The 22,318-nt window shown below is 66.2% G+C and carries 31 protein-coding genes; 8 read left to right on the top strand and 23 right to left on the bottom strand.

Annotated features, from left to right (window positions below):
• From IPK75_18770 to IPK75_18675, 20 genes are all read right to left on the bottom strand, one after another.
• Window positions 1–241: hypothetical protein (locus tag IPK75_18770; protein MBK8200396.1), on the bottom strand; the 241-nt coding region annotated here is incomplete at its 3' end.
• A complete protein-coding gene (locus IPK75_18765; GenBank protein ID MBK8200395.1) occupies window positions 241–2,013 on the bottom strand; it encodes a hypothetical protein in 1,773 nt (590 codons plus the stop codon). The genes IPK75_18770 and IPK75_18765, both read right to left, overlap by 1 nt.
• Entirely contained in the window at window positions 2,010–3,077 is a 1,068-nt protein-coding gene (locus IPK75_18760; protein ID MBK8200394.1) for a hypothetical protein, read from the bottom strand. Before IPK75_18760 ends, IPK75_18765 begins: the two co-directional genes overlap by 4 nt.
• Window positions 3,077–3,916, bottom strand: coding sequence for a hypothetical protein (locus tag IPK75_18755; protein ID MBK8200393.1), 840 nt, complete (start codon window positions 3,914–3,916; stop codon window positions 3,077–3,079). The genes IPK75_18760 and IPK75_18755 overlap by 1 nt, the downstream gene beginning before the upstream one ends.
• Entirely contained in the window at window positions 3,909–4,394 is a 486-nt protein-coding gene (locus IPK75_18750) for a GNAT family N-acetyltransferase (protein MBK8200392.1), read from the bottom strand. Before IPK75_18750 ends, IPK75_18755 begins: the two co-directional genes overlap by 8 nt.
• Window positions 4,349–5,917, bottom strand: a complete 1,569-nt coding sequence (locus tag IPK75_18745) for a hypothetical protein (GenBank protein ID MBK8200391.1) — start codon at window positions 5,915–5,917, stop codon at window positions 4,349–4,351. Before IPK75_18745 ends, IPK75_18750 begins: the two co-directional genes overlap by 46 nt.
• Window positions 5,910–6,623, bottom strand: a complete 714-nt coding sequence (locus IPK75_18740; protein ID MBK8200390.1) for a hypothetical protein — start codon at window positions 6,621–6,623, stop codon at window positions 5,910–5,912. Before IPK75_18740 ends, IPK75_18745 begins: the two co-directional genes overlap by 8 nt.
• Window positions 6,556–7,233, bottom strand: a complete 678-nt coding sequence (locus IPK75_18735; GenBank protein ID MBK8200389.1) for a hypothetical protein — start codon at window positions 7,231–7,233, stop codon at window positions 6,556–6,558. The genes IPK75_18740 and IPK75_18735 overlap by 68 nt, the downstream gene beginning before the upstream one ends.
• 81 nt (window positions 7,234–7,314) lie before the next feature.
• Entirely contained in the window at window positions 7,315–7,818 is a 504-nt protein-coding gene (locus tag IPK75_18730) for a hypothetical protein (protein MBK8200388.1), read from the bottom strand.
• 4 nt (window positions 7,819–7,822) lie between these two features.
• A complete protein-coding gene (locus tag IPK75_18725; GenBank protein ID MBK8200387.1) occupies window positions 7,823–8,800 on the bottom strand; it encodes a phage major capsid protein in 978 nt (325 codons plus the stop codon).
• Between the two features lie 6 nt (window positions 8,801–8,806).
• Window positions 8,807–9,796, bottom strand: coding sequence for a hypothetical protein (locus IPK75_18720; GenBank protein ID MBK8200386.1), 990 nt, complete (start codon window positions 9,794–9,796; stop codon window positions 8,807–8,809).
• Complete coding sequence (locus IPK75_18715; GenBank protein ID MBK8200385.1) at window positions 9,777–10,013, bottom strand: hypothetical protein; 237 nt, start codon at window positions 10,011–10,013, stop codon at window positions 9,777–9,779. Before IPK75_18715 ends, IPK75_18720 begins: the two co-directional genes overlap by 20 nt.
• 4 nt (window positions 10,014–10,017) lie before the next feature.
• Complete coding sequence (locus IPK75_18710) at window positions 10,018–12,021, bottom strand: hypothetical protein (GenBank protein ID MBK8200384.1); 2,004 nt, start codon at window positions 12,019–12,021, stop codon at window positions 10,018–10,020.
• Window positions 11,997–14,309 (bottom strand): hypothetical protein, encoded by a 2,313-nt coding sequence (locus tag IPK75_18705; GenBank protein MBK8200383.1) that lies wholly within the window; start codon window positions 14,307–14,309, stop codon window positions 11,997–11,999. Before IPK75_18705 ends, IPK75_18710 begins: the two co-directional genes overlap by 25 nt.
• A 110-nt stretch (window positions 14,310–14,419) precedes the next feature.
• Window positions 14,420–15,913 (bottom strand): terminase, encoded by a 1,494-nt coding sequence (locus tag IPK75_18700; GenBank protein MBK8200382.1) that lies wholly within the window; start codon window positions 15,911–15,913, stop codon window positions 14,420–14,422.
• Complete coding sequence (locus tag IPK75_18695; GenBank protein MBK8200381.1) at window positions 15,879–16,202, bottom strand: hypothetical protein; 324 nt, start codon at window positions 16,200–16,202, stop codon at window positions 15,879–15,881. Before IPK75_18695 ends, IPK75_18700 begins: the two co-directional genes overlap by 35 nt.
• Window positions 16,186–16,407: a hypothetical protein gene (locus IPK75_18690; GenBank protein ID MBK8200380.1), complete on the bottom strand. Its 222-nt coding sequence runs from the start codon at window positions 16,405–16,407 to the stop codon at window positions 16,186–16,188. The genes IPK75_18695 and IPK75_18690 overlap by 17 nt, the downstream gene beginning before the upstream one ends.
• Window positions 16,408–16,411: 4 nt before the next feature.
• Window positions 16,412–16,627, bottom strand: coding sequence for a hypothetical protein (locus IPK75_18685; GenBank protein ID MBK8200379.1), 216 nt, complete (start codon window positions 16,625–16,627; stop codon window positions 16,412–16,414).
• Window positions 16,627–16,944, bottom strand: a complete 318-nt coding sequence (locus tag IPK75_18680; GenBank protein MBK8200378.1) for a hypothetical protein — start codon at window positions 16,942–16,944, stop codon at window positions 16,627–16,629. The genes IPK75_18685 and IPK75_18680 overlap by 1 nt, the downstream gene beginning before the upstream one ends.
• Entirely contained in the window at window positions 16,941–17,291 is a 351-nt protein-coding gene (locus tag IPK75_18675) for a RusA family crossover junction endodeoxyribonuclease (GenBank protein MBK8200377.1), read from the bottom strand. Before IPK75_18675 ends, IPK75_18680 begins: the two co-directional genes overlap by 4 nt.
• Before the next feature lie 485 nt (window positions 17,292–17,776).
• On the opposite strand from IPK75_18675, the gene IPK75_18670 reads away from it, so the two are divergent.
• The 8 genes from IPK75_18670 (at window position 17,777) to IPK75_18635 (ending at window position 21,251) form a co-directional block, all read left to right on the top strand.
• Window positions 17,777–18,133 (top strand): hypothetical protein, encoded by a 357-nt coding sequence (locus tag IPK75_18670; GenBank protein MBK8200376.1) that lies wholly within the window; start codon window positions 17,777–17,779, stop codon window positions 18,131–18,133.
• Entirely contained in the window at window positions 18,130–18,438 is a 309-nt protein-coding gene (locus IPK75_18665) for a hypothetical protein (GenBank protein MBK8200375.1), read from the top strand. The genes IPK75_18670 and IPK75_18665 overlap by 4 nt, the downstream gene beginning before the upstream one ends.
• Window positions 18,439–18,534: 96 nt before the next feature.
• Complete coding sequence (locus IPK75_18660) at window positions 18,535–19,113, top strand: hypothetical protein (protein ID MBK8200374.1); 579 nt, start codon at window positions 18,535–18,537, stop codon at window positions 19,111–19,113.
• Window positions 19,114–19,168: 55 nt separating this feature from the next.
• Complete coding sequence (locus IPK75_18655; GenBank protein MBK8200373.1) at window positions 19,169–19,381, top strand: hypothetical protein; 213 nt, start codon at window positions 19,169–19,171, stop codon at window positions 19,379–19,381.
• Between the two features lie 66 nt (window positions 19,382–19,447).
• Window positions 19,448–20,314 (top strand): DNA (cytosine-5-)-methyltransferase, encoded by an 867-nt coding sequence (gene dcm / locus IPK75_18650; GenBank protein ID MBK8200372.1) that lies wholly within the window; start codon window positions 19,448–19,450, stop codon window positions 20,312–20,314.
• Between the two features lie 204 nt (window positions 20,315–20,518).
• Window positions 20,519–20,770 (top strand): hypothetical protein, encoded by a 252-nt coding sequence (locus IPK75_18645; GenBank protein MBK8200371.1) that lies wholly within the window; start codon window positions 20,519–20,521, stop codon window positions 20,768–20,770.
• A complete protein-coding gene (locus IPK75_18640) occupies window positions 20,767–21,015 on the top strand; it encodes a hypothetical protein (protein MBK8200370.1) in 249 nt (82 codons plus the stop codon). The genes IPK75_18645 and IPK75_18640 overlap by 4 nt, the downstream gene beginning before the upstream one ends.
• Complete coding sequence (locus IPK75_18635) at window positions 21,015–21,251, top strand: hypothetical protein (GenBank protein MBK8200369.1); 237 nt, start codon at window positions 21,015–21,017, stop codon at window positions 21,249–21,251. The genes IPK75_18640 and IPK75_18635 overlap by 1 nt, the downstream gene beginning before the upstream one ends.
• A 113-nt stretch (window positions 21,252–21,364) precedes the next feature.
• Here IPK75_18635 and IPK75_18630 read toward each other — a convergent pair whose 3' ends face one another.
• The 3 genes from IPK75_18630 to IPK75_18620 form a co-directional block, all read right to left on the bottom strand.
• Complete coding sequence (locus tag IPK75_18630; GenBank protein ID MBK8200368.1) at window positions 21,365–21,667, bottom strand: hypothetical protein; 303 nt, start codon at window positions 21,665–21,667, stop codon at window positions 21,365–21,367.
• On the bottom strand, window positions 21,657–21,920 hold the full coding sequence (locus tag IPK75_18625; GenBank protein ID MBK8200367.1) for a hypothetical protein: 264 nt from the start codon (window positions 21,918–21,920) through the stop codon (window positions 21,657–21,659). The genes IPK75_18630 and IPK75_18625 overlap by 11 nt, the downstream gene beginning before the upstream one ends.
• 26 nt (window positions 21,921–21,946) lie before the next feature.
• Window positions 21,947–22,318, bottom strand: a 372-nt coding sequence (locus IPK75_18620) for a hypothetical protein (GenBank protein ID MBK8200366.1), incomplete at its 5' end; no start/stop codon positions are given.

The following is a 22,318-nucleotide window of genomic DNA, read 5'->3' as shown; positions in this document are numbered from 1 at the left end:
TCGTCGCGGCGTCTGTCCCGGCGCTCGGCGTGCCCAGGTTCGTGATCTTGAACCCGCCCACACTCAAGTTGGCGGTCGCTGCGTTTGTGCCGTCTTTCTTCAGGCATGCGTTGATGCCGTCCGCAAGGTCCTGGTCATGGCTGTCGTGCCGCGTGGCCAGAATCTTTGTCCCGGCGTCCCGGTCATCCACCCATCCGGCCAAGCCGTACAGGCGGGCATAGGTTCCTGCGCTCCACGGCATTACTGCTGCCCTCGCTGATTCGCGGCCTGCTGGCCAAGTAGGAAATACAGCCGCGACATCGCGGCCGGCGTCATCATTTCGGGCTGTTCCTGCATCAGTGCGATCGCGACGCGCTGGCGCGCCGGATCTTGCGTCGTCAGCAAGTCGCCCAGGGTCTGCATGGTCGCTTCGCGCGGCCCCGTGGCATTGCGCAGGAGTTGCCGCGCCGTGTCCCACAGGCCCTGGCCCGCGGCGTTCGTGACGTCGCCCACCACGCCGGCGCCGGTCAATTGCTCGGCCATCGCCTGACGCCCGGCCGTCGCGGACTGCCGCGATAGCTGGTTGAAGGTTTTCTGGAACTCCTGCTCGACGCGAACGCTGTTGACGAAATCCGCCGCGAGCGCATCGTCTCCCATTGCAGTACGCAGCTTTGCGCGGAACGCTGGATTGCGCAGGGCGCGGGTGATGTCGGCATTGTCGTTCAGCGTCTCGAGCTTCGCCTGTAGTGCGCGGCCGACGCCGATGCGGTAGAACGGCAGATCGCCCGGGTCCATGTCCTGCACCGTGTCGATTACCTTGTCAACGCTGTCCCGCAGGAATGACTCCCCGGCCGCCAGCGAATCCTCCGCCGTCTTGGCGCCGCTCCAGATACTCCGCGCCTGCTGGAAGGCCGGCGATTGCGCATCGAGCTCGGACAGCAGCGCCTGCCGCAGCGCTCGCACGTTGCGGGCTTCCTTGGTTGCCTGCTTCGCAAACAGTGCCGCCTGCTTGTCGTACAGCAGTTCGGTGATGTACTGCCAGCCACGGAACGACGGCAGCGCGCCGCTGCGCAGGTCGTCCAGGCTGACGCCTAGGTCATTCGCCCCCACGCGCTGAGTGCGGCGCCACGCGCTTTGCACTTCCGGCCGGCGCAGCAGGTCGCGCAGGCGATCGGTCATCTGGATTGGCTGCGCGAATGCCTGCTCGTACAGCGGGCTCGCCTGCTGCTCGAGCGCCGCGCGCAGCTGCGCCTCGGTCTGCACGCCCTGCGCGCGGCTGCCCATGCCGCGGATGATGGGCTGCATCAGCCGGCCGAACGCCTGCTCCGCCCGCCGCTCGTACGCCTGGATGCGCTGCTTCGCGAGACCGAGCCGCGCGGCCAGCGTCCCGCCCGCGTCCCGCGTGTTGTCGCTGATGTCTGCCAGCGTGCCGGCCGGGCCGAAGGCGCGCAGGCGCTCGGCCAGTTGCTGCGGGCTCATGCCGGTAGATTTCGCGAGCGCGACCATCCGGCCGCGGACGCCCGGCGCCAGGCGATTCCATGCCTGGCCGGCGAGCTGCGCACCGGCGCCGAATACGAGGCCGGTGCCGCCGCCGACCGCGGCGCCGCCGATTGTGTCCGCAACGCCCGTGCCCTGCGCGTTGCCCGCGCCCGTTACTGCGCCCGCAATGGCGCCCGCCTTCAGCGGATCCATGCCCATCGTCGCCTTGCTGGCCGGATTGAGCACGCCACCTGCTACCTGTAGCGCTAAATTCTGCCCCGGATTCTGCTCGGCAAACTGATTCTGCGCCGCCTGTTCGGCCTGCTGAATGTCGCGGTACACTTCGCCCGGCCCCGCGGATACGCGCGGGTCAACCAATGACGCTGCTGCGCCCATCAGGCCGGCGGCTTCATCCTGGAAACCGAACGTCGCGCCCTGCGCGAACGCGCGCGCGCCGCTGCGCAGGTCGGACTCCTGCGGCGCCTGCGGCTGCTCGCCGCCACGGCGCAGTAGCTCTAGTTCCAGTTCTAGGGCGCGGCGTTCGGCCGAGCTCACTTGCGGCCCCGCAGTCGCTGGATCTCCGCGCGCAGCTCGTCGTCCGTCATTTCCTGCGGCGGTTTCGCGGCTGGCGTGGCGGCCTGCGGGCGGCCGCCGGCCAGCGCGTAGGCCGCGTCAATGCCGCCAGTGATGCCGGCCGCGCCCTTGATGCTGCCTGGGATCATCGCCTTGAGGCCCTGCACGATGTCGCTGTTCGGCTCCTGCTCCGGCGACTCTGACTGAGCGCGGGCAAGCGCGATGGCCGCGGCGGTGCGCAGTCCTTCGATCTTGTCGTTCTGGCTCGGCGACAGCGCGCCGCCCGGGCCGGCGGCGGCAATCTCCGCCTCGATCTGACTGAGTATCGTCCGCGCCTGCTCCTGATACCGGCCCTTCACCTCAAGCGCGCCACGCTCTTTGACGTCCGCCGTCGCCTCCGCCCGAGCTGTCGCCTCGGCGCCTACCTGCGCCACGCGCGCGGCGGCGTTGCCTTCCGCTTCGCCCTGCGCCGTGCGGAGCTGGATCTGCTGCTGGAACACGTCCGGCGGCAGGATGCGCTGCAATGTTTCACGTGGAGCCGTGGCCAGGTCCACCAGCCCGCCGCTGTTCGGGTCGAAAATCAACGAGCGCTCATTCTCGCCGTCGTTGAACTTCAGGATCGTCGGCGCAGCTGCGCGCCCCTGCACGATCGGCTGCGTGCCCGTCACCTGGCCGCCCTGCATCTGCACGGCCACCTGCCCGCCGCCTGGCGCGCTGACGATCTGCGTCTCCCGCTCGGACAGCTTCGCGATCTGAGACAGCGCATCGGCGCGCACGCCCGGATCTGGCGACGCCGCGGCCTGCGACAGCACGGCCAGACGCGCGCTCGGGTCTGTGCCCGCCTGCTGCAATGCGTTCGCGTAGCCGAGACGCGCTTCGGCAATGCCCTGCTCGAACGTCCGCTGCTGCTGCTGCCCGATGCCGAGCGCGGCGAGGCGGCCAATCAGGCTCATGCCCGTGTCGATGGGCTCCGGGCGCAGCGCGCGGCCCAGCAAGAGCTGCGCGCGCGGGTCAATGGGCGTCTGCCCGAACTGATTGACCGGCATCAGAACACCCCATACTGCGCCAGCCCTAGCGGACTGCCGCCTTTCTGCATGCTGCTGAACATCGACGTAAACGGCAACGACGCGCCGCCGGTGGCGAAGCCGAGCCCGGCGGCGCCCAGGTCGAACAGGCCGCCAAGGAAGCTCGACCGCTGCTGCGCCTGCAGTTGCGCGTTGGCCTGGGCCGCCTGCTGCTGCGCATTGTAGGCGCCGGTTACGTCCACGCCCTGCGGGCCGAAGAATGAATTGAGGCCGGGCGCCTGCACCGGGCTTGCGTTGCCGAGCAGCGCGGCGAGCTGCGCATTGCCCTGGTTCGCGGCCAAGTCCTGCTGCAGCAACTGCCCTCGCTGGCCGGTGGCCTGCGTGATGCTGTTCAGCGCCAGGTCCGACAGGAAGCTATTGCGGTTCCTATTGAACAGGTCGCGTTCGCTGACGGCGCCAGGCGACAGCGCTGCGCCCACGGCCGGATTGCCGGACTGCTCAAGGCGGTCGATGAGCATGGCTTCCTGGTTGTCGAAGAACGGCATTGCGCGCGAGGCGCCAAGGTCGAACATGGCGCGGCCGATCTGATCGACATTCTGCCCCGCCGCCGGGGCGAACTGCGTCGCGCCCAAGAATTGCTGCGCGCGCTGCGCGGCGTCCGTGCCGAATCCGGCCTGCGCGTCCAGCAGCGCCTGGAACTGCGGCGATAGGGCGAGCGACACGTCGGAGCGGTTCGGGCCGCTGAACGTCAGCGAGCCGAACGGCGTGGTCTGGTTGATCCGATTTACCTGCGCCTGCTGCGCGATCAGCTTCTGCGGATCTGGCGGCGCTGGCAGTTTCGGTGCTTTCGGCTTACCCATGTTCCCACCTGTACGGTCCGCGTTGCCACTCTTCCCGCATCATACCCCACTCGATGCAGTCCACGCCCGGGCCGAAAAAATGCCGGCGCACGCCCTCGATGACGAACCCAAGCCGGACATTCATGTCGAGCGCTCGGGCATTGTCGCTGCGCACGGTCGTGCTGATCCGGCGGCACCCCAGCTCGATGAACGGATACTGCAGCAGATACGCGATGGTTTCCCGCCCCGCCCACCGCGGCGACGTCGCGGCGATCGTGATCTGGCAATCCCCGTGCTGTGGCCGGTAGTCGTGATACACGACGCCAGCGACCAGCGTCGCCCCGTGCACGATGCCCACACTTCTCGACGCGCCGAACTCCTGCGGCTGCATGTCGAGCACGCGGCAGACCAGCCGCATCGCCCAGTCCTCGGCGTCGTGCAGGATGCGGCCGCTCAGATTCGACCGGCGGCTTCGACTAAGTAATCCGTGGACAGCCATTCCAGCGCCTGATTCTTGATGTCTACCGTGATGCCCACGCTGAAGGCCGCGCCTCGGCCGCCCAGCATGCGCCACTTCCGTTGCACCGCCGCCTGCGCTTCGAGCGACCAGTAGGCGACGTCCCACAACGGGTCGTCCCATGCCGGACTACTCGACGCGCTGCCCGAGCTCGCCACCGTGACGCCGTCCTTGTCCGCGTAGTCCACGGCCAGCGTGTATGTCGCCGTCAGCGTTTCCGATACGCGCAGGAGCGGGCGGACGGCTGTGACGCGCTTCACGTGGCCAGGCGCGCCCATCGCCGTGAATGCCTGCTTCGCCCGCACCTGGATGGCCACGGCCGCGCCTGTCGCGTCGTCCACGCGGCCCTCATCGCAGCGGTACACCTTGCCGGTGCCGCCGCCGTACAGATTGCCGTTGAATACCGCGAAGCAGCGAAAATCCCAGCCGGTGAAGCGGCAGCCGGCGCGGGTCTGCGTGTTGATGACGTGCTGGTGGTACTGCGCGTTCGTCTGCAGCGGGACGTTGCATATGATTTTCTGGCCGCGCGGATGCACCAGCACCTGCCAGCCGTAGTTTGACCGATAGAGCGCAGCCGCAGCCGTGATGGCGCCGGCCATCTTGGTCGCCTCGGTCATGACGCCCGCCTTCGCCAGCGCTTCGGACAGAAGCACGTAGTCGGATTCCGTTGCTATCAGCAGGTCGCCGAGCACGTTGGCCCATGCCCGGATGCCGAGCGGGCGCGGGATCTGATACACGCCGACCAATGACCACGCTGCGGCGTTGCTGGGGTCTGTGCCTGCGTAGACAATGACCGTGCCGGCATCAGTCACAAATACCGCGTAATCATCCGGCCCCGCGCCCCCGTCGCGCGTCCACGTAGCCATGAACAGGAGATTACCTTGCGCGCCGCGGATGCCGCTCAAGGGGAAGCGCGTCATGCTGCCCGGGATTGCGCCGAGCGCGCCAAACCAGAAGTCCCGGCCGCTTTTTTCCCAGGCATACACGCGATTCTTGAACACGTGCACGCCGATCAGGCTAGTGACGGTCGGGCCGGTCGGCGACCAGCTTGCGACGTTGCCGGAGCCGGTCCACTTCAGCGGCTGGTCGGTGCCATTGACGAGCAACAGCGTCGGCGCTGTCGGCGCTGTCGAGTCGGCAAACACGGTCCACTGCCAGCGGTCCACCGTGATCGTAGCCGCCCCGGTGCGGTCCGCCGGGCTGCCGCCGTTCGTGATCTCGTAGATTTTCGCGTCGGTCGCGCACCAGAAGTGTTCCGTGCTGCCGACAACAAGCGTGCCGAGCGTTTCGACGTTGTCGCTGCCGATGCCGCTTGATACGTAGTCCTCGTACCCGCCGCGCAGCTCGCATTTGCCGACCGCCGGGAACAGGTTGTCGAGCTGGATGGCGTCCTCGGCCGCCATGCCGTCGATGGCGTCGCGGGTGTTCCAGCCGCCAATAGGCCCGGCCGTGCTCACGATCTGAGCCGTGCCCGCCCGCTGGACGGCGATGCCCGCCTCAGCCATAGCCGTATTCGGGAATGTTGATCGCAAACTCGATGCTTTCCGGCGTCAGGCTCACTGCGCGCCCGTGTTCCTGGCCGAATAGCGTATTTTCGAGGATTACCGCCTCGCGCTGCTCTTCCTGGTACGGCAGCCCAAGGGCCTTGAGCACGCGCCAGCGCGTCGCCATCTCGAACAGGTAGTCATCGAAAACCGGCTGGTCGGCGTCCGCGGCGATGTCCGCGTAGTACAGGTTCGACCCGTCGTACAGCCACTGATCGGTAACGTATTCATAGGCGATCGTGTACGCCCCGGCCGGGTCATCGACCAGCGCGAACACGCGCTGCCGGGCGTCGTCCGCCTTCAGGCGCCAGGGGCGGGCGAAGAACGTGGCCGCGAGGCCGAATCCCTTTTCCGCCTGCCACGCGGCCGGGCTTATGTTGCCCTTCACCTTGCTGAAGTTGGTCCTATCCCAGGCGGTGCCCGGCAGCATGTGATGCCAGGCGGGCGAGGTCGGCAGCGGATACTCCGTGATCCCTGCCGCCGTCGTGAACGTGTGCTCGAACGTCAGGCAAACCCAGTTGCGGCGCGCAAGCGCGCGGCCAGCGTCCCGCATGGCCTGCAGCATGCGGGCGGCCGTGTCCTCGGTGGAGCCGACAAAGCTAGTCGGCGGATCGATTCCGACCGCGCGTGCGACCGCCTGCCCCGCCTGCCTGATCGTCTGTGACATCGCCGTCCACCTTTCGCCGCAGCTCCGTAAGCTGGCCTGACAGTTCCTGATTCAGCGCCACCAGCTCGGAGAATTTCGCTTCCAGCTCCGACCGCAGGCGCCGCTCCCCTTCCAGTTCGCTGTTCGACTTGATGAACGCCGCGGCCTGCTCCTGCAGGCGCCGCGCATCCCCGCCGGCCTTTGCAAGCTGGTTCTCGGGCGCCTCGGCGAGCTGTTCGACCGTATAGAAGCCGAGCGCGCGCAGCTCCATCGCCCGCGTGCGCGGGATGCCCTGCCATTCCGTGATCGGCGTCCCGTCCGCCACGGTCCGCGCCTCCTGGCGCTTGTATGACTCCCATTGCTCCGGGAATCGCTTCTGATGCTCGATGCGCACCGGGCACGACACGCGATCTCGCGAGCCAGGCACGATGATCTCGATCCAGTCCACCGCCTTGAAAATCGGCCGCCCGGCCTGCTCGCTGGCAAGCGCGTCCTCGATCTCCTTTGCAAAGAAAATCGGCACCACGCCATCGGTGACGCGGATTGCGCCCCGGGCCGTCGGGCGCGAAGCCTGCTCGCGCAGCGCGCTGTCCACTGTTTCACTGAAGTCCAGCGGGTCCATGTTATTCATGCTTCCTCCGTGCCGCTGTAGAAAGCCCCGGCCGGGCGCGGCGACCCGGTCGGGGAAGGGAGGCCCGATGAGGGGCAAACCTTACCAGCAGGCGAGGCGCACCATCTTCGCGGACTCATCCACTGCATATGCGCAGATGGGGTCATCCGTCGCCGTCGCCAGCGTCAGGGTCTTGTCGGTCGTGCTCAGGAAGAGCCCGTCGCCGTCCGCCGGCGTGCCCGCAATCGTCTGGTTCACGATCGCAAACCCGCCGCACTGCACCCAGCCGTAGTACGCCGTCGAGGCCACGCCCGCCACCGAAGCGCCGGCCATGCCGGCCGCGATGGGCTTGGTGGCCGCGTCGGTGTTGTCCGACACGACGGTATGAAACTCGTCGTTGAGCGTTGCGCCCGAACCGGCAGCCGGAGACGCCAGGTACGCGAGCATATCGCCCGCCACGACGGCCACCGTTGCTGTTTCGTTGCGCAGCTTCACGTAGCGATACATGGTCATGCCATAAGCGCCCATGACGGCGCCCATCGTGCCAAGCTTGAATTCCGGCGTGCTCGTCCAATCGGCCGCCGGGTTGATGCCAGTGATGTACATTGGCTTACTCCTTGATGACGCCCTGCAGCGAACGATTGCTGCAGGTGAGATTGCCGGCGAACACCAGCGGGACCACGGTGGCATCCTGGTTGATGCTGTTCCGCGACTCCAGCGGCACCATGTTGCGCGACGGATGCGGGCGCCAGTACAGGTAATCCGTGTTCAAGAAATACCCGTGCTTGTCCGGCAGCCCGGAATCGCCATCGTAGAACACGTCCGCGCTCGCGAACTTGAGCGTATCGAAGCCCGCGCGGCCCTCGCCCGGCGCGGTGAAGCGCTGGTTGGCTGTCAGGCCGCTCCAGTAGAACTGGAAATAGTCGTCGTCGAACACGATCAGATCCGGCTTGTCGTTGCCGCGGGTGCACTGCAGCCAAAGTTTCTGCATGTAGCCCTGAATGTTCGCCGCCGTGGCTGCGCCGCCGCTGGAGCTGCAGTCGTACACCTGGTTCGCCCAGAAACCGTAGGTGCTGGTATTGATGCCGCCCACGGTACCGACGCCGGTCTGCCCGGTCGTGTTCGCGTCCGCGACGATGGCCTGCAGGCCGGTGATCTGCTTCCCGCCCGTGCCGGTGCCGTCCGAATACACGCCCTCGGAAAGCTTGTTCTTCATCGTGCGCTCGGCATTCTGGATACGGGCTTCGAGCAGGTTCAGCACCGCGCTGGGGCCGCTGTTCTGCACGTCGCCCTCGAGGCCGGAGATGGAGACCACCACCACAGCCTGTTTCCAATCGAACTCCGCGGCGCTGATGACGTCGCTCGGGTTGATGTTCCACGCTTCGTAGCCCGTGTAGTACAGGAACGTGGCGTTCTCGGCGTAGTCGAGCTCCTGCACGATGGTTCGACCACCGTCAGCCGGGCGGACCTTGCCGCGTTCGTTGAGGCGCATCAGAAGCGCGTTGCTGTTGCTCACGTTGTCCGCGATGCGCTTGCTTCGGTTGCGCAACGTGGTCGTGATGATTTCTGTCAGATTCGGCGATGCCATCGATGATTACTCCGAAACACGCAGCCCGTTGCGCGCAAGTTGCTCGCGCAGGTCCGCCCGCAAATCGTCCCGCGTCACGGGCCCGCCTTCCCCACCCCGTCCGCGCGGGAGGTTCATGCGGCCGGCCTTCCCGGCCTGCGCCCGTGCCGTCGCGGCGCGCTGCTGCGCTTCCGCGTCGAGGATGCGCTGACGCACTGCCGGGTTGATCCACTTCGCCCGCTCGTATGCTTCTGCAAACGACAGGCCGGGATTGGCCCGGATGGCGTCCGCCATCTCCGCCTTGCACTCGTCGGCATAGGGGTGCGCCGGTTTCCCGTCGCCGCCCTTCGCTGCCGTGAAGTCCTGCCACTCGCGTTGAGCGGCGGCCAACTCCTGCTGACGCAGGCGCTGCTCAAGGCTGACGATCTGCTGCGTAGCCTGCGAGTCGCCTCGCTGCTCCGCGCTGCCCATGTCCCATTCATCCAGGCCGAAACGCTCCGCAAGGGCCTTGACCACCTGCCGAGCGCTGGCCGCGTCTCCGATGAACTGTTGCGATAACGCGGCGATGGCCTGCGCTGGCTGCATCCGCAAAGCGGCGTTCCAGTTGAGCAGGTTCCCCACGTATTCCGCTGGCTGCACGCCAGCCGCCTTCATCTGATCGATGTAGGGGGCAAGCGCGTCGCCCAGCTTCCGGGCGTCGGCTGTTTGGGACAGTCCGGACTGGATCTCCCTCTCGCGCCGCCAGACTTCCGCCTTGGCGACCGCCGATAGGTAGTTCCACTCCTGTTTCGCTTCCTTCGTCCACGATGCAGGCGGAGCGTCGCCCTCGCCCTCGGGCGCTGCGGTGGCCGTGGCCGGTCCGCGGCTGCCGTCCTCGGGCTGCGTGGTGCCCTGCTCGCCTTCCGGTGGCCCTGACGGGTCCGGCGCGGCCAGCATGGCCTGTTCCAGTTCGGCGCGAAGGTCGTTACCGCCCAGGTCCGGGCCGGTGTCGAATGCTTCAGCGGTGTCGCTGCTCATATTCCCTCTCGCGCATCCAATTCGGTTTTTCGTTGCCGATTTCTTCCAAGCCGCGGGCGCGCATCAGTTCGCGCCGCTGCGCGCGGCCGGTGATCCAGTGCCCGGGCTCGCCGGGAAACTCGAAGGGCGCAATGTCCGGCGCGATCATGACGCCGCGGGACGCCGCGCGGCAGTATTCGCCCTTGGGCACCAGCTCGCCGGTCGCCGGGTCTTGCACGTATCTACGCCGCACCTTCCGCCCCCTGCCTGCTGCTCTGCACTGCCTGTAGGACCGCCAGCAATCGCTGCAGGTCTGACTCGCGCGCGGACAATGCTACTTCCGCGGCCTGCAGTGCAAGCTTTTCGCGCTCGGTTTCCGCCTTGCGCATGACTTCCATGCGCTTCGTTTCGGCGTTGGCCATGTCCACCTGCGCCTTCGCCTGCACGGCGGCTGCCTTGGCCTGGCTGTCTGCCTCACCCTGCTGCGGTGCGGGCTGGCCGGGCTTTTCGAGCTCGTCCTCGAGCTCCCGGCCGAGCTTGAACGCCTTGGCGCCGGTCAGCATCATCTTGCGCACTGCGTCGCCGGTGATAAGGCCCGCCTCCGCGAGCGTCGCGGCGGACTGCGCGAAGCCGGCGAGGGCGCCGAAAAACTCGATGGCCTGCTGTTTCGCGGCCTGGTCGTCGATTGCGATCGTGCTGTCCGTCTCGATGTCCACGGCGAAGCGGCGCAGGGCGTCGGCGCGCAGGAGCAGCATGGCCTGGTCATCGAGCATGATGCCGGTCATCTGGATCAGCGTCGTCGGCTCGAATTTCTCCGCGATCAGCTCCGCCTGTAGCCGCATGACGTCGCGCAGGTACGCCTGCAGCGCCCTCTGCCGAGGCTGTAGCCGCAGGCTGCCGAACTGGCCCTTGAGCTGCTGCGCCGTCGCCGTCTCGCGCGGGTCGCTGCCGCCGCGAGCGATGTCCGACAGGCCGATGATCTGATAGATGGTCTGCAGGCATACGTCCCGCTGCTGGTACAGCACCTGCAGCGCTGCCACGGCCTGCTCGATGGGGATCCACGAAATCGCCCCGTCAATGCCGCCGCGCTCCACCAGTTGCTGCCAGTTGTCGATGGGGATCAGCTTGTTCTTCGCCCGCATGACGTCCGGGATATTCTCGAGCGACGAGTCGTAGAACCCGGCCACGCGGATCTGCTCCGACAGGTCCGTAATGCGCGCCGTCAGGTCATCCAGCTCGGCGGCCTGGTCCTGATAGAGCGTGTATTCAGGCACCGGCATCGTCGAATCGGTGCGCTGCACGCTGCGGAACAGGCCGGGCGTCGGGAAGAACCCGCGCAGGTTGTATTCGTCGTCGAACTCCGCCAGCGGCGTTTCGATGCAGCCGGGCGACACGAACAGGATCTTGCGCGTCGCCTTGTCCCAGATTTCCCAGACCAGAGCCGCCTTGAAGATGCTGGGCAGCTCCGCGCGCTGCGCCTCGTGGCGCCCTGCAATCGTCAGCGCGCATTTCGCCGCCTTGGCCGGGCCGAATGCCTCGACGAGGTCGTCGTGCGTGAACTCATGCCGGAACGCTACCCAGCGGACGTCCCGCCACGCGCGGGCCGGCGACCAGAGCAGATCCTTGTAGTAAACGTGCTCGACGTTGGCGCGCTCGAAGTGCAATTCCTCGACGTCGGTCCACTCGTCCCCCGTGTCCGGGTCGCGCTGCACGCTGTCCGCGTCGATTTCGTCCAGCATCGGGCCGAAATACAGCGCCTCCCCGTCGTCGCCCTCCTGGCGCATGACGGGCTCCCGCCGACGGACGAACGTCGGCACGTAGCGCACGCGCAGGCATCCGACTCCGGTCAGCAGATGGTCGGTCAGCATCGCGTCTACCTGGCCATCGGCGGCCGGGTCTTGCGAGTCCCATGCGAATTCCAGCCCGCGCTCGATGACTTGCGCCGCCATGCGGCCCACCGGGTCGGCCTTGTTGCCGCGCCGCCGCACGTCCGGCTTCGGGCGGTTCGCGTACATGCTGGCGCGCAGAATTTCGGTGTTCGGCCACAGCACGTTGAACCCGCTGCCCCGGCTCGGGCTGGTCTCGTCGCAATAGCGCTCGATGATCTTGCGCGCCGCTTCGTGCCAGTCGTCCAGCCATACCTGTGAAAGCCGGATTTCCTCCAGCCAGCGGGCGACCGTGCCGGCCTTGCCGGCGCCGAAATCCTGGACGCGCTCTACGGTCATCCGAATTCGGCCGCGCGGCACGTCGGGCGCGTGATCGTGAATGAGGCCTGCATAGACGACCGAAGCGCCAGCCGCGCGACAAATCGATCTGCCGTGCCAGGCGCCATCAATTGCGCGCGCCCTTCGCAGGTCGCGTTGCCAAATATCGTCGCTGTCGCGCTATTGCTGCTCGCCGCCGAGACTGACAGCGCCGATCCCTGGTCCGTCCCCACGTATGGCGCTGTCAGCACCACGCGCCCCGCTTCTGCGCGGGCAACAGTGTGGTACTCCGGAAGGGCCGCGTAGGTTGCATTTGCCGCGATGGCCGCATTGATCGCGGCCGCGACCTCCTTCGCAGTAACCGCCGACGCCGACGCAGCGCCCGTCGAACAATTCAGGTTGTCGATCGCCCCCTGGCTAAGAATGTTGATCTGAATACTGTGGTTTGTCGATAAATTCCACGTTTGCGCAACATCACTGATGACCTGCGGCGGGACGAAGTTCGGCGGCTTCGGGACCGTCACCCGCATTGTGACCTCACCAGACTGGTTAATCTGCGCGCCTGTGATCTTGAAATTCGTGCCCGGGACCGTCAGCCCTTGCACTCGCCCGCGCATAGACTGGAACGACCATTGAATTCCGTTGCCCGTCGTCCATGCAGACACGTTTAACTGCGCCGTGAATTCGTAAGTTTTCCCGGGCTCCAGTTCGATTTCCTGGCTCATGAGTTCCGTGGCCGTGCTGGAGCTGTTCACGCACGACAGTACCCCGTCGCTTATCGCTAACGTGGACATCGTGGACGCTCGAACTATCAGCCACCCCGGCACCCAAAAACCGCCATCCTGCGCCCCTGTCGCCGGCTTGAATGAATCGCCCGCGTTTTCGAGGCCGGGATTAAAGAATAGATTGTTAGGCCGCGGGGAGCGGTCCAGCGAATAGACTTGATCGCACGTCATCACCCGCAACAGATTTGCCGCTACTTTTTCACGGATCAAATCCAGCGCGGCAAGCCAATCAGAGTCGATCTGATCGTAATACGCGGGATTGGTCGTCGTCAGCACGTAACCTGTCGTGCCGTTGTCCTGCAATTTATGCATCAGCGCACAAAATAACCACGGCTCCTGCGTGTGAGCCTGCTGGTCCCCGCAAAGTGCGCGGATCAACGCCAAAACGTTCGCTCCCTCGTAAGTCGGCGCGCTTCCCGTGTTCGTTAGCGCCCGGTGCGTCACAAAGTTTTTTACGTCGGCGCGCGCCATTATTGGCGGCGTGGTTTCTCTGTACAGCGGATTTCCCCGATACAGCCCGGCGTGTTTGTGGTTGGTGTGCCAAGAATGGAAATTACTGCCGGATTGGGCAAAGTGCCGCAGCGTAATGCCGTTCGCTGCGGCCGTTTCGACGGCTTTCTGCATTTGGCGGTCTATGATGTACCAGTTCGGCAGGCCGGCATCGAGCACCGCGGGCCTCGTGGTCAGATCAAGGTAGGTCAGAGTCCGCAGGTTCGTAGCAAGCTCGTCGCCGATCAAATATGACGGCTTGGATGCCGCTTCCGTGCGCCCGTTGTCGCACTTGCGGCAGTCGAAGTCTGTCAGCGCTTCAACGGCGGCGACCAGCGTATCGATCGAGTTAGTGCCAAGCGAAAGGTTGTATTTCGTAACGCCATCCGCGAATATCGTGAAGCTGCCGCCCGAGGTGCGTCTAACCCACGCGTGTTGATAGGTGCGCGTCGTTTGCCGAATCTCGATCCCGCCGCCCGCGCAAAAGTACTCGTTGTCAGTATCCGCCAGGATGTTGCGCGCTGCGTTCATTGCAAAAAGATTCGTGCTGGCCTCGCTGCCTGTAAGGATGACGTCAAGCGTGACGCGCCACTTGCCGTTAAGTTCGAGCGCCGTTTTAACCTTCGCGAGCGTGTCATCCGTCGACAGCGTGACCGTCACGGAGTCAGAGCTTGGGGCAGCAGATGTGGCGACCACCTGCGTGGTAGTGATCTGGACCGTGGCGCTCGCGTTGGTACCGATGTACTCGATGCGGATCCCGGTGTTTGCGCGATTCCACTTGTCCAAGTGCCACGCGCCGTGATTGACAAACTCTACGCCGCGCGACTGGAGCGCGGCGCACTGCGCCCAGGTCATCATGTCGGGTTGGCCTGGGGCGTTAACGTCATCAGTGTTGATCGCGATGTAGAACGGAATTCCTCTGTCGAGGCACATCGCGGCAAGCCCGTCCGTGCCGTCCGTGCCCCAGTATTGCTGATACGGATGATCGCCGCCGACCATCAGCACCGGTCGTCGTGCCTCGACCCCAGTCATTCCCCCGACCGGGGCAACATACATCGCCCCCTCATTTGTTCGCGCAATGCCAGATTGACGCGGGGCGTTCGGTGGCACGCCAGCGGATCCAATCGCTGTCACCAACACAGCGCCATCATTCGTAACACTTGCCATTAAATCCGCTCCCTCCCGCGCTCCGGCGCGGCAATATCGCCTAGCATTTCGCGCATGCTGCGGGTTTTCAGCATCTCCTGCAACGGATCAGGCGGACGCCGAGCCTGCCGCACCCAGGGCCGCGAGGCGCACGCATACCGCCACTCGTCCGCCGCGTGGTCCTCGCTGTCCGTATCCAAGTCCTCCGGCCGCGTGTCGTCGTGCTGCAGCGCGGGAATGGTCCTGATTGAGGCCGCGCACGTGCTGAAGCACACGACCATCGGACGGCCGTCGCCGTCGCCTACCATGCGCTGCCGCATCAGGTCCCAGCCGCCCAGCGCACCCCGCGAGGCTACGCGCTTGTTATCAGCCGGACGGAGATGCACGCCAGCGGCGCCGAAGCGCTCCGCGAGGCTGGGCCCGCCGTCCTGAGCGAACATGGCGGGGTCTGCCACCGTGTAGGCAATCCGCTCGCCCCCCGACAGCCGCGCGACCTCGCCCGCCACGCGCTCTGCCGTCCACTTGCGCCCGACGTTGGGCGACTCCGCGACGTACAGCTCGCGGTAGCGGATGAGGCAGCCCCGCGGCAACACCTGCCCGCTGACCGGGTGCCGGGTGTCGTCGCCGGCCACGGCCCACCAGCCGACCGAGGCGGGCTTGGCCGAGCCCCAATCCATCGAGCGGAAGCGCAGCCAGTCGTCCGGGAGCTCGAACGGCCGCACGATGTGCCGCCACGGCTCCCAGCAGTCGAAGAACGCCCCCGCCACCGCCGACCAGTCGCCGTCCAGCCAGGCGCGCACCAGTTCGCGGGAGCCGACGAGATGCAGGCGCGCGACGTAGGTCGGATCTGATGCCAGCAGCAGCCGGTTGTCCGACACCCGCGCCGGGATGAACACCCGCTCTGCGACGTGCCCGCCCGGTAGCCGCTGCCGGAACACGCGAAAGCCGTCCGGGTGTTCGAGGATGCGGTAGCGCTCCGCGAGCCAATGTTGCCCGGGCCCGCCAGGGTTGGCGGTCATCACGAGCGCCGTAGGGATGCCATGCACGGAGCGCAGCGCGCCGAACAGGCGCATGATGGGCGCGTCGTCCGGGAAGTTGCCCGCTTCCTCGACGTAGCACTCCGTCAGGTTCTGGCCCTGGTACTTCTCCGCATCCGCCACGCGCTGAAGCGGGCGGAAGCGAAGCCGGGCGCCGTTGGAGAAGCGAAACGAGCTGTCTTGCTCCTTGAACGACGCCACGCCGCCGAATAGCTCGCGTGCGCGCTCGAGCATGTCGTCGGCCTGCGGCATTTCGCGGCGGAACACGACGGCATTGTAGTGCTGGCCGTAGGTGCCGGCGCGCAGCCCGATACGGCCGAGCACGCCATCGGTCTTGCCGCCGCCGCGGGCGCCTCCGTACAGGATTTCAGGGACGGGACAGGAGACAAGCGCGGCCTGCGGCCCGGGCTGCGGGCGCCAGCGGATCTGATCCGCCGGTGGCTCAGTGCGTGGCGGCGCCTGCGGGCTCGGCTTCATGTTCGATTGCCGGGCGGTGCGCGCGCTGCCACTCCTCGGCGGTCAGCGGGCGGGCGGAGAATGCGAACGGGCGCGCGTCGTCGAGCTCGATGAGCATTTCCCGCGGCACGTACCGAGCCAGCAGCTCGAGGGCGCGCGCGGGGTCGTCGGCGATGATCTCCTGCCAGATGTCCGCCATGCCCGAGATAGTACCCGCCGCCTTGAGCTGCTCGATCGCCTGCAGGAAGCTGCCGCGGATGAGCGGCACAATATGCTTGCCCCCAACGCTGCCCTTACGCCGGCCGGCCATTGTTTATCCCCGCATCCCGTTGTTTCGCGTCGCACCATTCCCGCGCCTTCGCGGCCGACGTATGCCACGCATCCGCGATGCCGAGATACGTCCGCCGCTCGCCCATCTGCACGCTGCGGTAATGCGCCTTCCCTCGCACGACAGCCGCGTGAATCTCGAAGCCGGGCGCCGACCAGCGGTTACGGGTCAGGCGCCGCCAGTCCACGGCGTTACTCTTTCGGCTTGTTCGCCGCGGCCACCTGGCCGGCGATGACCGCCGCCAGGCGGATGGCTTCGAGCTTGCGGCCCAGGCCGAGAATGGCGCCACCGCCCAGGAAACCGGCGGTGGCTTCCTCGTAGCCAATCTGGCCGCTCGCGGCACCGGCCACGCTGGCCAGCATCGTCAGCACGGCGGAGACGTTCGTAATCCAGGCTTTGTCATACATCAGGGCATCCTCGCTAGGTGCATTCTGTCCAGGCCGTTGCGCCGCCACAGCTCCTGCTCGGCAAGCCGTAGCTGCTGCCGAATCTCCTTCGTGTCCTCCTGCAGCTCGCTGATTTTCGTTTCGAGGTGGCGCATCCGCTGCTCCACTTGCTGCACCGTCCCATACAGGACGATGGCCCCAATAATCGCCGCCTCCGCGAGACGTACCGTCAATGGATGGCTCAACATCGTCCCGTCACTCCGCGCGCGCTGCGTCAGGCCCACAAATGGCAGCCAGGTGACCGCCTCTTTCACGCCGTCCGATGACATCGACATCATGCGGGGTCGTCCCCCAGCGCCTGACGGTAATCGACCGCCTTCGGCGCTTCCGCAATGCTTACGTGCAGCTCGCCGGCGCGGGCCGCGTCGTAGGCTTTCGATACCAGCAGGCGGGAAATCTGACTGTCGTCTCCGTAGATGCCGGCTGACTGCAGCGCGTCGAGCGTGGCCTTCAGGAGATTGTCAGCGTCCCGCCGGCGCTGGTCCGGCAGCCACGCGTCAATCGAAACGTGCACCGGCCCCATGATCATGGGGTGCCCGGGCGCTTGCTGTAGGACTCGCTCCTGCACGCGTGAGCGATATTCCCGGCCTGCCTTCGACAGCAACGTCCTCGGCCTGCCGTGCATGGCGATGTGGCGCCAGTAGGTGTTCGCGGAGGGCGGCCAAGGCAGAATCAGTTTCACGCGCTCACCTGTGGATAACTCCGTGGATAACCGGCTACCGGCTTTCCCTATTTTGTTTGAGATAGGTTTCCCCACTCGCTACTGGTTGCCCGGAGCCCGAGGCGGGAGGAAAAGCCCCCCCTACCCCCCATGCAAGGGATAGGGGCGCCCTTTGCCCGTCGCCGTCGCCGGTCGGACCAAGTCCCGGATGCCCATTTGTCCCGCGCCCATCCAGGTTCGCCCAGGCGCCCGACAGACAGTAGGCCACGATTCCGCCTGTCGTCAAGGTCAGACAGCAAAACGCCCGCATTGCGCGGGCGTCTCACCGGCCACCACAGCCTAAGCCAGCTCGTGGAGGTGACGTCTGACCTTCCTTGACAATGCCGCCGTCGGTGCTACGCTGTCAACACGAGGCCGACACCACCGGCCCGACAGACACGGGAGGACGCATGCACTTCGTATCCCCATCATCTGACCGCGACGGTCGCACGCGCTGGGCGCTGCATCACCACGACGGCCAGCAATACCGCATCGAACGCTTTATCGACTCCGACGGCGACGATCATTGGACCGTGTCCATGCTGCGCGGTGGCACGTGGTCCCCCATGCCGAAACTGGCCGGGCGCAATCGCGAGGCGGCGCAGCGCATCCGCCAGCACTTCGATTGCTATCTGTACGAGCGCGAGGAATTACCGCTGGTCGCCGATGAGCAGCAGCGCATCCGCCTCGACGTCTACCCGAGCCGCGACGAGGAACGCGCGGAGACGTTCCACGGCCATCTGTCGCCTTGGGAGGTGCTGCCATGAGGCCCGGCGCTTCCGTGAAGCCCGCGGCGCCTGCGGCCCTCGCGCGCAAGACCGACCCGGCCACGTCGCACGAAGCCGCGGCCAGCGTGCCGGTTCAAGATCTAGAGCTGAAGGTTCTGGCCGCCCTCGTCCTGCGCGGGCCGTCCAGCTCGCACGACATCGCCGCCTATATCGGCGTGCCGCTGGTCAGCGTGTCGCCCCGCATGGCGCCGCTGGAAGCGCGCGGGCTGGTCGAGCGCGCTGGACGCACGGAGCGGCGAACGCTTTGGGACGTGACGCCCAAGGCGATGCTGGCGGGACTGTGAGCGATCCGATCCGCGCCCTACTCGATGACGCGGCCGAGCACTGCCGCCGCCTGCGGGAGCGCTTCCCGCATACACCACAACGCAACTGGAGGTCTCATGTCCTACGTCCATATCAACCGAATCGCGCCGAGCAAGTACGGCGACGGCGACCGCTGGCGCCTCGAAATCGACGGCGAATGGTACGACGCCTATCTGACGCCTGACGCCAGTGCCGTTCAGCCGGGCGAGCACGAGGTTGAGTTCAAGACCAGTCCGAAAACGGGCAAGGTCTATGCCGTGGCCATCGACGGCCGCTATCGCACGGGAGGCGGGCAGCAGCGCCAAGCCGCGCCGGTGGCGCGGCCAGCGCCGGGCAGTGCGCCGCGGCCTGCAGCGCCGCCGCCTGCTGCGCCTGCGGAGACGAAGCCGGGCGCGAAGGACATGTGGATCATGGCGACCAGCATCATGCAGTCCGTTCTAGCTCACGGCGGAACGCCGCAATGGGAACTACTGCCCGAGCTGGCGCGCGCGGCCGCGAACGCTGCCCGCGCAGCGGCGCGCGTGTTCGAGGGCGCGCCGGTGGATGCCGCGCGCGCTGCGCTACGGCCAGCGGCTGCCGGGCATGCGGTGCCGGAAGGCGATCCCGGAGATCCGCGCAACACTGGCCCAGATTTCGATGATGACATCCCGTTTTAAGGAGGCACGACCATGAAGCAAGCAACCCGATTCGAAGATGCGGGGGAGGCGTGACATGGGTACCGCTGATTTCCTGTTCGCCAAGAATGCCGGCGTCATCGGCTCCGCGAAGGCGGAGCGCGATCGGGCCGACGCCGCCGTCCGCCGCTGCGTCGAGTTGCGCGCGGAGAATGCGAAGCTGAAGCACGACAATCGGACGCTGCGCGAAAACCTGCAGGCCGTCCGTGTCGAGCTGGCCACGCTGCGCAAGTGCATTGCGGCGAAATAACGACTATGGGCGACTGGCGCGGCAGCGGCGAGGAGTAGCGTGCGTGTTGGATCATTGTTCTCCGGAGTGGGCGGCTTCGATCTCGGGCTCGAACGCGCCGGCATGTCCGTCGTGTGGCAGTCCGAGATCGATCCCTACGCCGCTGCCGTGCTGCGAAAGCACTGGCCCAGCGTCCCGAATCTCGGAGACATCCGATCTATTCGCGGGGACGCCGTGGAGTCCGTCGACGTGCTCTGCGGCGGCTTCCCGTGCCAACCGCACAGCGTCGCCGGCAAAAGGAAAGGCGCGAAAGACGAACGTCACCTGTGGCCCGAATTCGCACGCCTGGTGCGAGAACTACGACCCCGTTGGGTGCTCGCTGAGAACGTTGCTGGCATCCGCGCTACCGCTGCCGATGAGGTCATTAGCGACCTGGAAGCGGCGGGCTACACCGTCTGGCCGCTCGTGGTGGGTCTGTACGCCTTCGGCGCGCCGCATGAGCGCATGCGGGTCTGCTTTGTTGCCTACGATAACAGCGACCGACGCGAACGCCCGGACCTACACCTACGACCGCGGCGACAAGACGAGGCCGCGGCTCAGCTTGTGCGGCCTGATGGCCACGCTGACAGCTCGCGATTGGCGCAGTGGCAAGGCGAGCGCAGCAACACATGTGCGGAATTCTCGCCCGCTGAGCGAACAGATTGGGGGCGATCTGAACCCCCGGTGGTGCGACGCCTATATGGGCTTCCCTCCCGATTGGACCGCGCTCGACGACGAGAGCGCATCAAGTGCCTTGGGAATTCCTTCAGCCCCATCCAGGCCGAAGCGATCGGAAGAGAAATCGTAACGATGGAGCAATCAATTGGTAGCTGGCGCGGCGAGGATTGCGGGATCGCGGTCGTGCCGGAATCGTACCGGCCCGCGCCAGTCGCCCGCCTTGAGGTGATGAGATGACGCTACTCCGACGCCTGCAAAACTGTCCGCTCACCTCGTGGCTGTGGCAGTTCTGTCAGCACGAAGACACGGGGCGGATCACGATGCTGCCGATCTGGCGGCATCCGGGGCCGCGGTGGCATCGCTGCAAGTGGAGGGAATGAGATGAGCACCCGACCACACGATCTCGCGTTCCCGCTCATCGACACCAAAGGAGCCGCAGTCGTGACCACCGACGACGAATCGCTACTCCGCGAAATGTGGTGCGCCTACACGCTGCACGCCACGCCGATGCCGTGCAGCGTGCGCGAGGCAATGGCCGCCGTCCTCGCCGTCGTGCGCGAGAACGATGGCGCCACCATCGCCGCGCTGTGGAAGATTTTGCAGGAAATCGAGGAGCGCACGCGGCCGAATGGGGACATGGCCGATCTGGCGGTAAACGAATTGGCACGCGCCGCGCTGGAGGGGGAGAGATGAACAACGGAGCACAAGCCACGCCGGATCACGAATTAGAACGGCAGATATGCGATTCAGCCGTGCCGAAAAACGAGCGCGAATGGTGGGCGCATCACAAGATCGAACGCCTGCAAGCCCGCATCGCCGAGCGTGAAAACGAACTGACGAAGCTGCGCGAGGCGGTTTCTGAATCTATCAAACTGCTCAGCATGGATCGCCCCATCGATCCACGAGACGTGTTGCGCGCCGCGCTGAAGGGGGAGTGATGGCCATCGAATGCCAACATGGTCGGCTGGCGCGCAAGTGCGAGCTGTGCGAATACGAAGAAGAGATGGCGACTCTCCGCGCCACCGTCGAGGCGCTGCGGGAGGCGATCAAGAAGGCGCCGCACACACGATCTTGCGAAGTTCGATTTTCAGACGGTCCGCAATACGTGGCGGGGGTACTCACGCCCAGCCCGTGCAATTGCTGGAAGCGCGCCGCGCTGAAGGGGGCTGAGTAATGCCGACTATAGAGTGCATGCACGAGCGTATGCAGCCAGCACATGACTAATGCCAGAAACGTCCTGAAAGGCGGAGCCTGATCGCATGTCCAGTATCGCCGGAGCGGGTGGCGTCAGGCGAAAAGCTTGTCGTACTCCGCCTTCGCGGCGTCCTTAAGGCCGGCCAGGATGTTCTCCTGCTCGGCGATCGCCGCTGTGAACAGCGCCGGCAACGTGGCGCGCACTCGCGCTGAAATGGCGCGGTTGCTGAATGCCATTTCGTTAGCCGGTATGGCCGTGGCATCGATGACGAGATTCAGGTTCACGACCACGGCCGAATCTTTGCTCGCCGCCGCCGCGTAGCGCTCCCGCAGCGCTTTCATGGCGGTGATCTCCGCCGCTAGTGCCAGGTACGCCTCCAGCGCCTTAGTGCTCACGATCGACCCCGATCATAGTCTGCAGCTCCCGCGTGGCGCCGCCCAGGGCGGCTGAGCGCAGGGCCTGCTTGTTCAGCTCGTTGCCCTGAGACAGTTCCGTGACCGCCTGCCTGCTGGCGCGCGCATTCTCGATCAGCAGCATCGGCAGCAGCGCCACGGCGCACGCCTCCGTATCAATGGCCTCGCCGGTCTGCGGATGCTGGCCGATCACGTGCGAATACCAAGCGCATGCATGCTCGATGCAGTCGCCCATCAGCGGACACTTTTTCACGCCGCCCCCTAGGTTTTCTGAATGACGTTCATGTCGTAATACTGCACGTCAAGGTTGAGCGTATGAGAGTGCGAAGATCCGGCGGCGGTCGTGCCGCTGATCGTAACCGCCTGCGAACTACCGCCCAGCACCCACACGCCGCCGCCCGCGCCGCCCGTCGCGCCCGTCGTGAAACTACCGGCCAGCGTCCCGACGCCGTGAGTATGCGCCCCCTCGCTGCTCGTCGTCCTGGCCGAATTCAGCGCGGTCGTAAAGGCATTGGTGCCGCCGCTGCTCGGCGTGCCGCTGACGATGCGCAGCGCCTTGTTGTTCTGCGCCGCGATAGTCCAGCCGGTCGGCGTGGCCGCGCCGCGGAACAGGATCTGATCGCCGCTCGCAAA

It is taken from the genome of Acidobacteriota bacterium (genome assembly GCA_016712445.1).
Classification (GTDB): domain Bacteria; phylum Pseudomonadota; class Alphaproteobacteria; order Caulobacterales; family Hyphomonadaceae; genus Hyphomonas.
Note: the sequence above shows the minus strand (reverse complement) of the source record. Positions and strands in the feature narration are given on the sequence as shown.

Coding starts and splice junctions, on each gene's coding strand:
- IPK75_18760 (MBK8200394.1), bottom strand. CDS start 3,077: ATGCCGGTCAATCAGTTCGGGCAGACGCCCATTGACCCGCGCGCGCAG.
- IPK75_18755 (MBK8200393.1), bottom strand. CDS start 3,916: ATGGGTAAGCCGAAAGCACCGAAACTGCCAGCGCCGCCAGATCCGCAG.
- IPK75_18750 (MBK8200392.1), bottom strand. CDS start 4,394: ATGGCTGTCCACGGATTACTTAGTCGAAGCCGCCGGTCGAATCTGAGC.
- IPK75_18745 (MBK8200391.1), bottom strand. CDS start 5,917: ATGGCTGAGGCGGGCATCGCCGTCCAGCGGGCGGGCACGGCTCAGATC.
- IPK75_18740 (MBK8200390.1), bottom strand. CDS start 6,623: ATGTCACAGACGATCAGGCAGGCGGGGCAGGCGGTCGCACGCGCGGTC.
- IPK75_18735 (MBK8200389.1), bottom strand. CDS start 7,233: ATGAATAACATGGACCCGCTGGACTTCAGTGAAACAGTGGACAGCGCG.
- IPK75_18730 (MBK8200388.1), bottom strand. CDS start 7,818: ATGTACATCACTGGCATCAACCCGGCGGCCGATTGGACGAGCACGCCG.
- IPK75_18725 (MBK8200387.1), bottom strand. CDS start 8,800: ATGGCATCGCCGAATCTGACAGAAATCATCACGACCACGTTGCGCAAC.
- IPK75_18720 (MBK8200386.1), bottom strand. CDS start 9,796: ATGAGCAGCGACACCGCTGAAGCATTCGACACCGGCCCGGACCTGGGC.
- IPK75_18705 (MBK8200383.1), bottom strand. CDS start 14,309: ATGTATGTTGCCCCGGTCGGGGGAATGACTGGGGTCGAGGCACGACGA.
- IPK75_18700 (MBK8200382.1), bottom strand. CDS start 15,913: ATGAAGCCGAGCCCGCAGGCGCCGCCACGCACTGAGCCACCGGCGGAT.
- IPK75_18695 (MBK8200381.1), bottom strand. CDS start 16,202: ATGGCCGGCCGGCGTAAGGGCAGCGTTGGGGGCAAGCATATTGTGCCG.
- IPK75_18685 (MBK8200379.1), bottom strand. CDS start 16,627: ATGTATGACAAAGCCTGGATTACGAACGTCTCCGCCGTGCTGACGATG.
- IPK75_18680 (MBK8200378.1), bottom strand. CDS start 16,944: ATGATGTCGATGTCATCGGACGGCGTGAAAGAGGCGGTCACCTGGCTG.
- IPK75_18675 (MBK8200377.1), bottom strand. CDS start 17,291: ATGCACGGCAGGCCGAGGACGTTGCTGTCGAAGGCAGGCCGGGAATAT.
- IPK75_18670 (MBK8200376.1), top strand. CDS start 17,777: ATGCACTTCGTATCCCCATCATCTGACCGCGACGGTCGCACGCGCTGG.
- IPK75_18665 (MBK8200375.1), top strand. CDS start 18,130: ATGAGGCCCGGCGCTTCCGTGAAGCCCGCGGCGCCTGCGGCCCTCGCG.
- IPK75_18660 (MBK8200374.1), top strand. CDS start 18,535: ATGTCCTACGTCCATATCAACCGAATCGCGCCGAGCAAGTACGGCGAC.
- IPK75_18655 (MBK8200373.1), top strand. CDS start 19,169: ATGGGTACCGCTGATTTCCTGTTCGCCAAGAATGCCGGCGTCATCGGC.
- IPK75_18640 (MBK8200370.1), top strand. CDS start 20,767: ATGAACAACGGAGCACAAGCCACGCCGGATCACGAATTAGAACGGCAG.
- IPK75_18635 (MBK8200369.1), top strand. CDS start 21,015: ATGGCCATCGAATGCCAACATGGTCGGCTGGCGCGCAAGTGCGAGCTG.
- IPK75_18625 (MBK8200367.1), bottom strand. CDS start 21,920: ATGGGCGACTGCATCGAGCATGCATGCGCTTGGTATTCGCACGTGATC.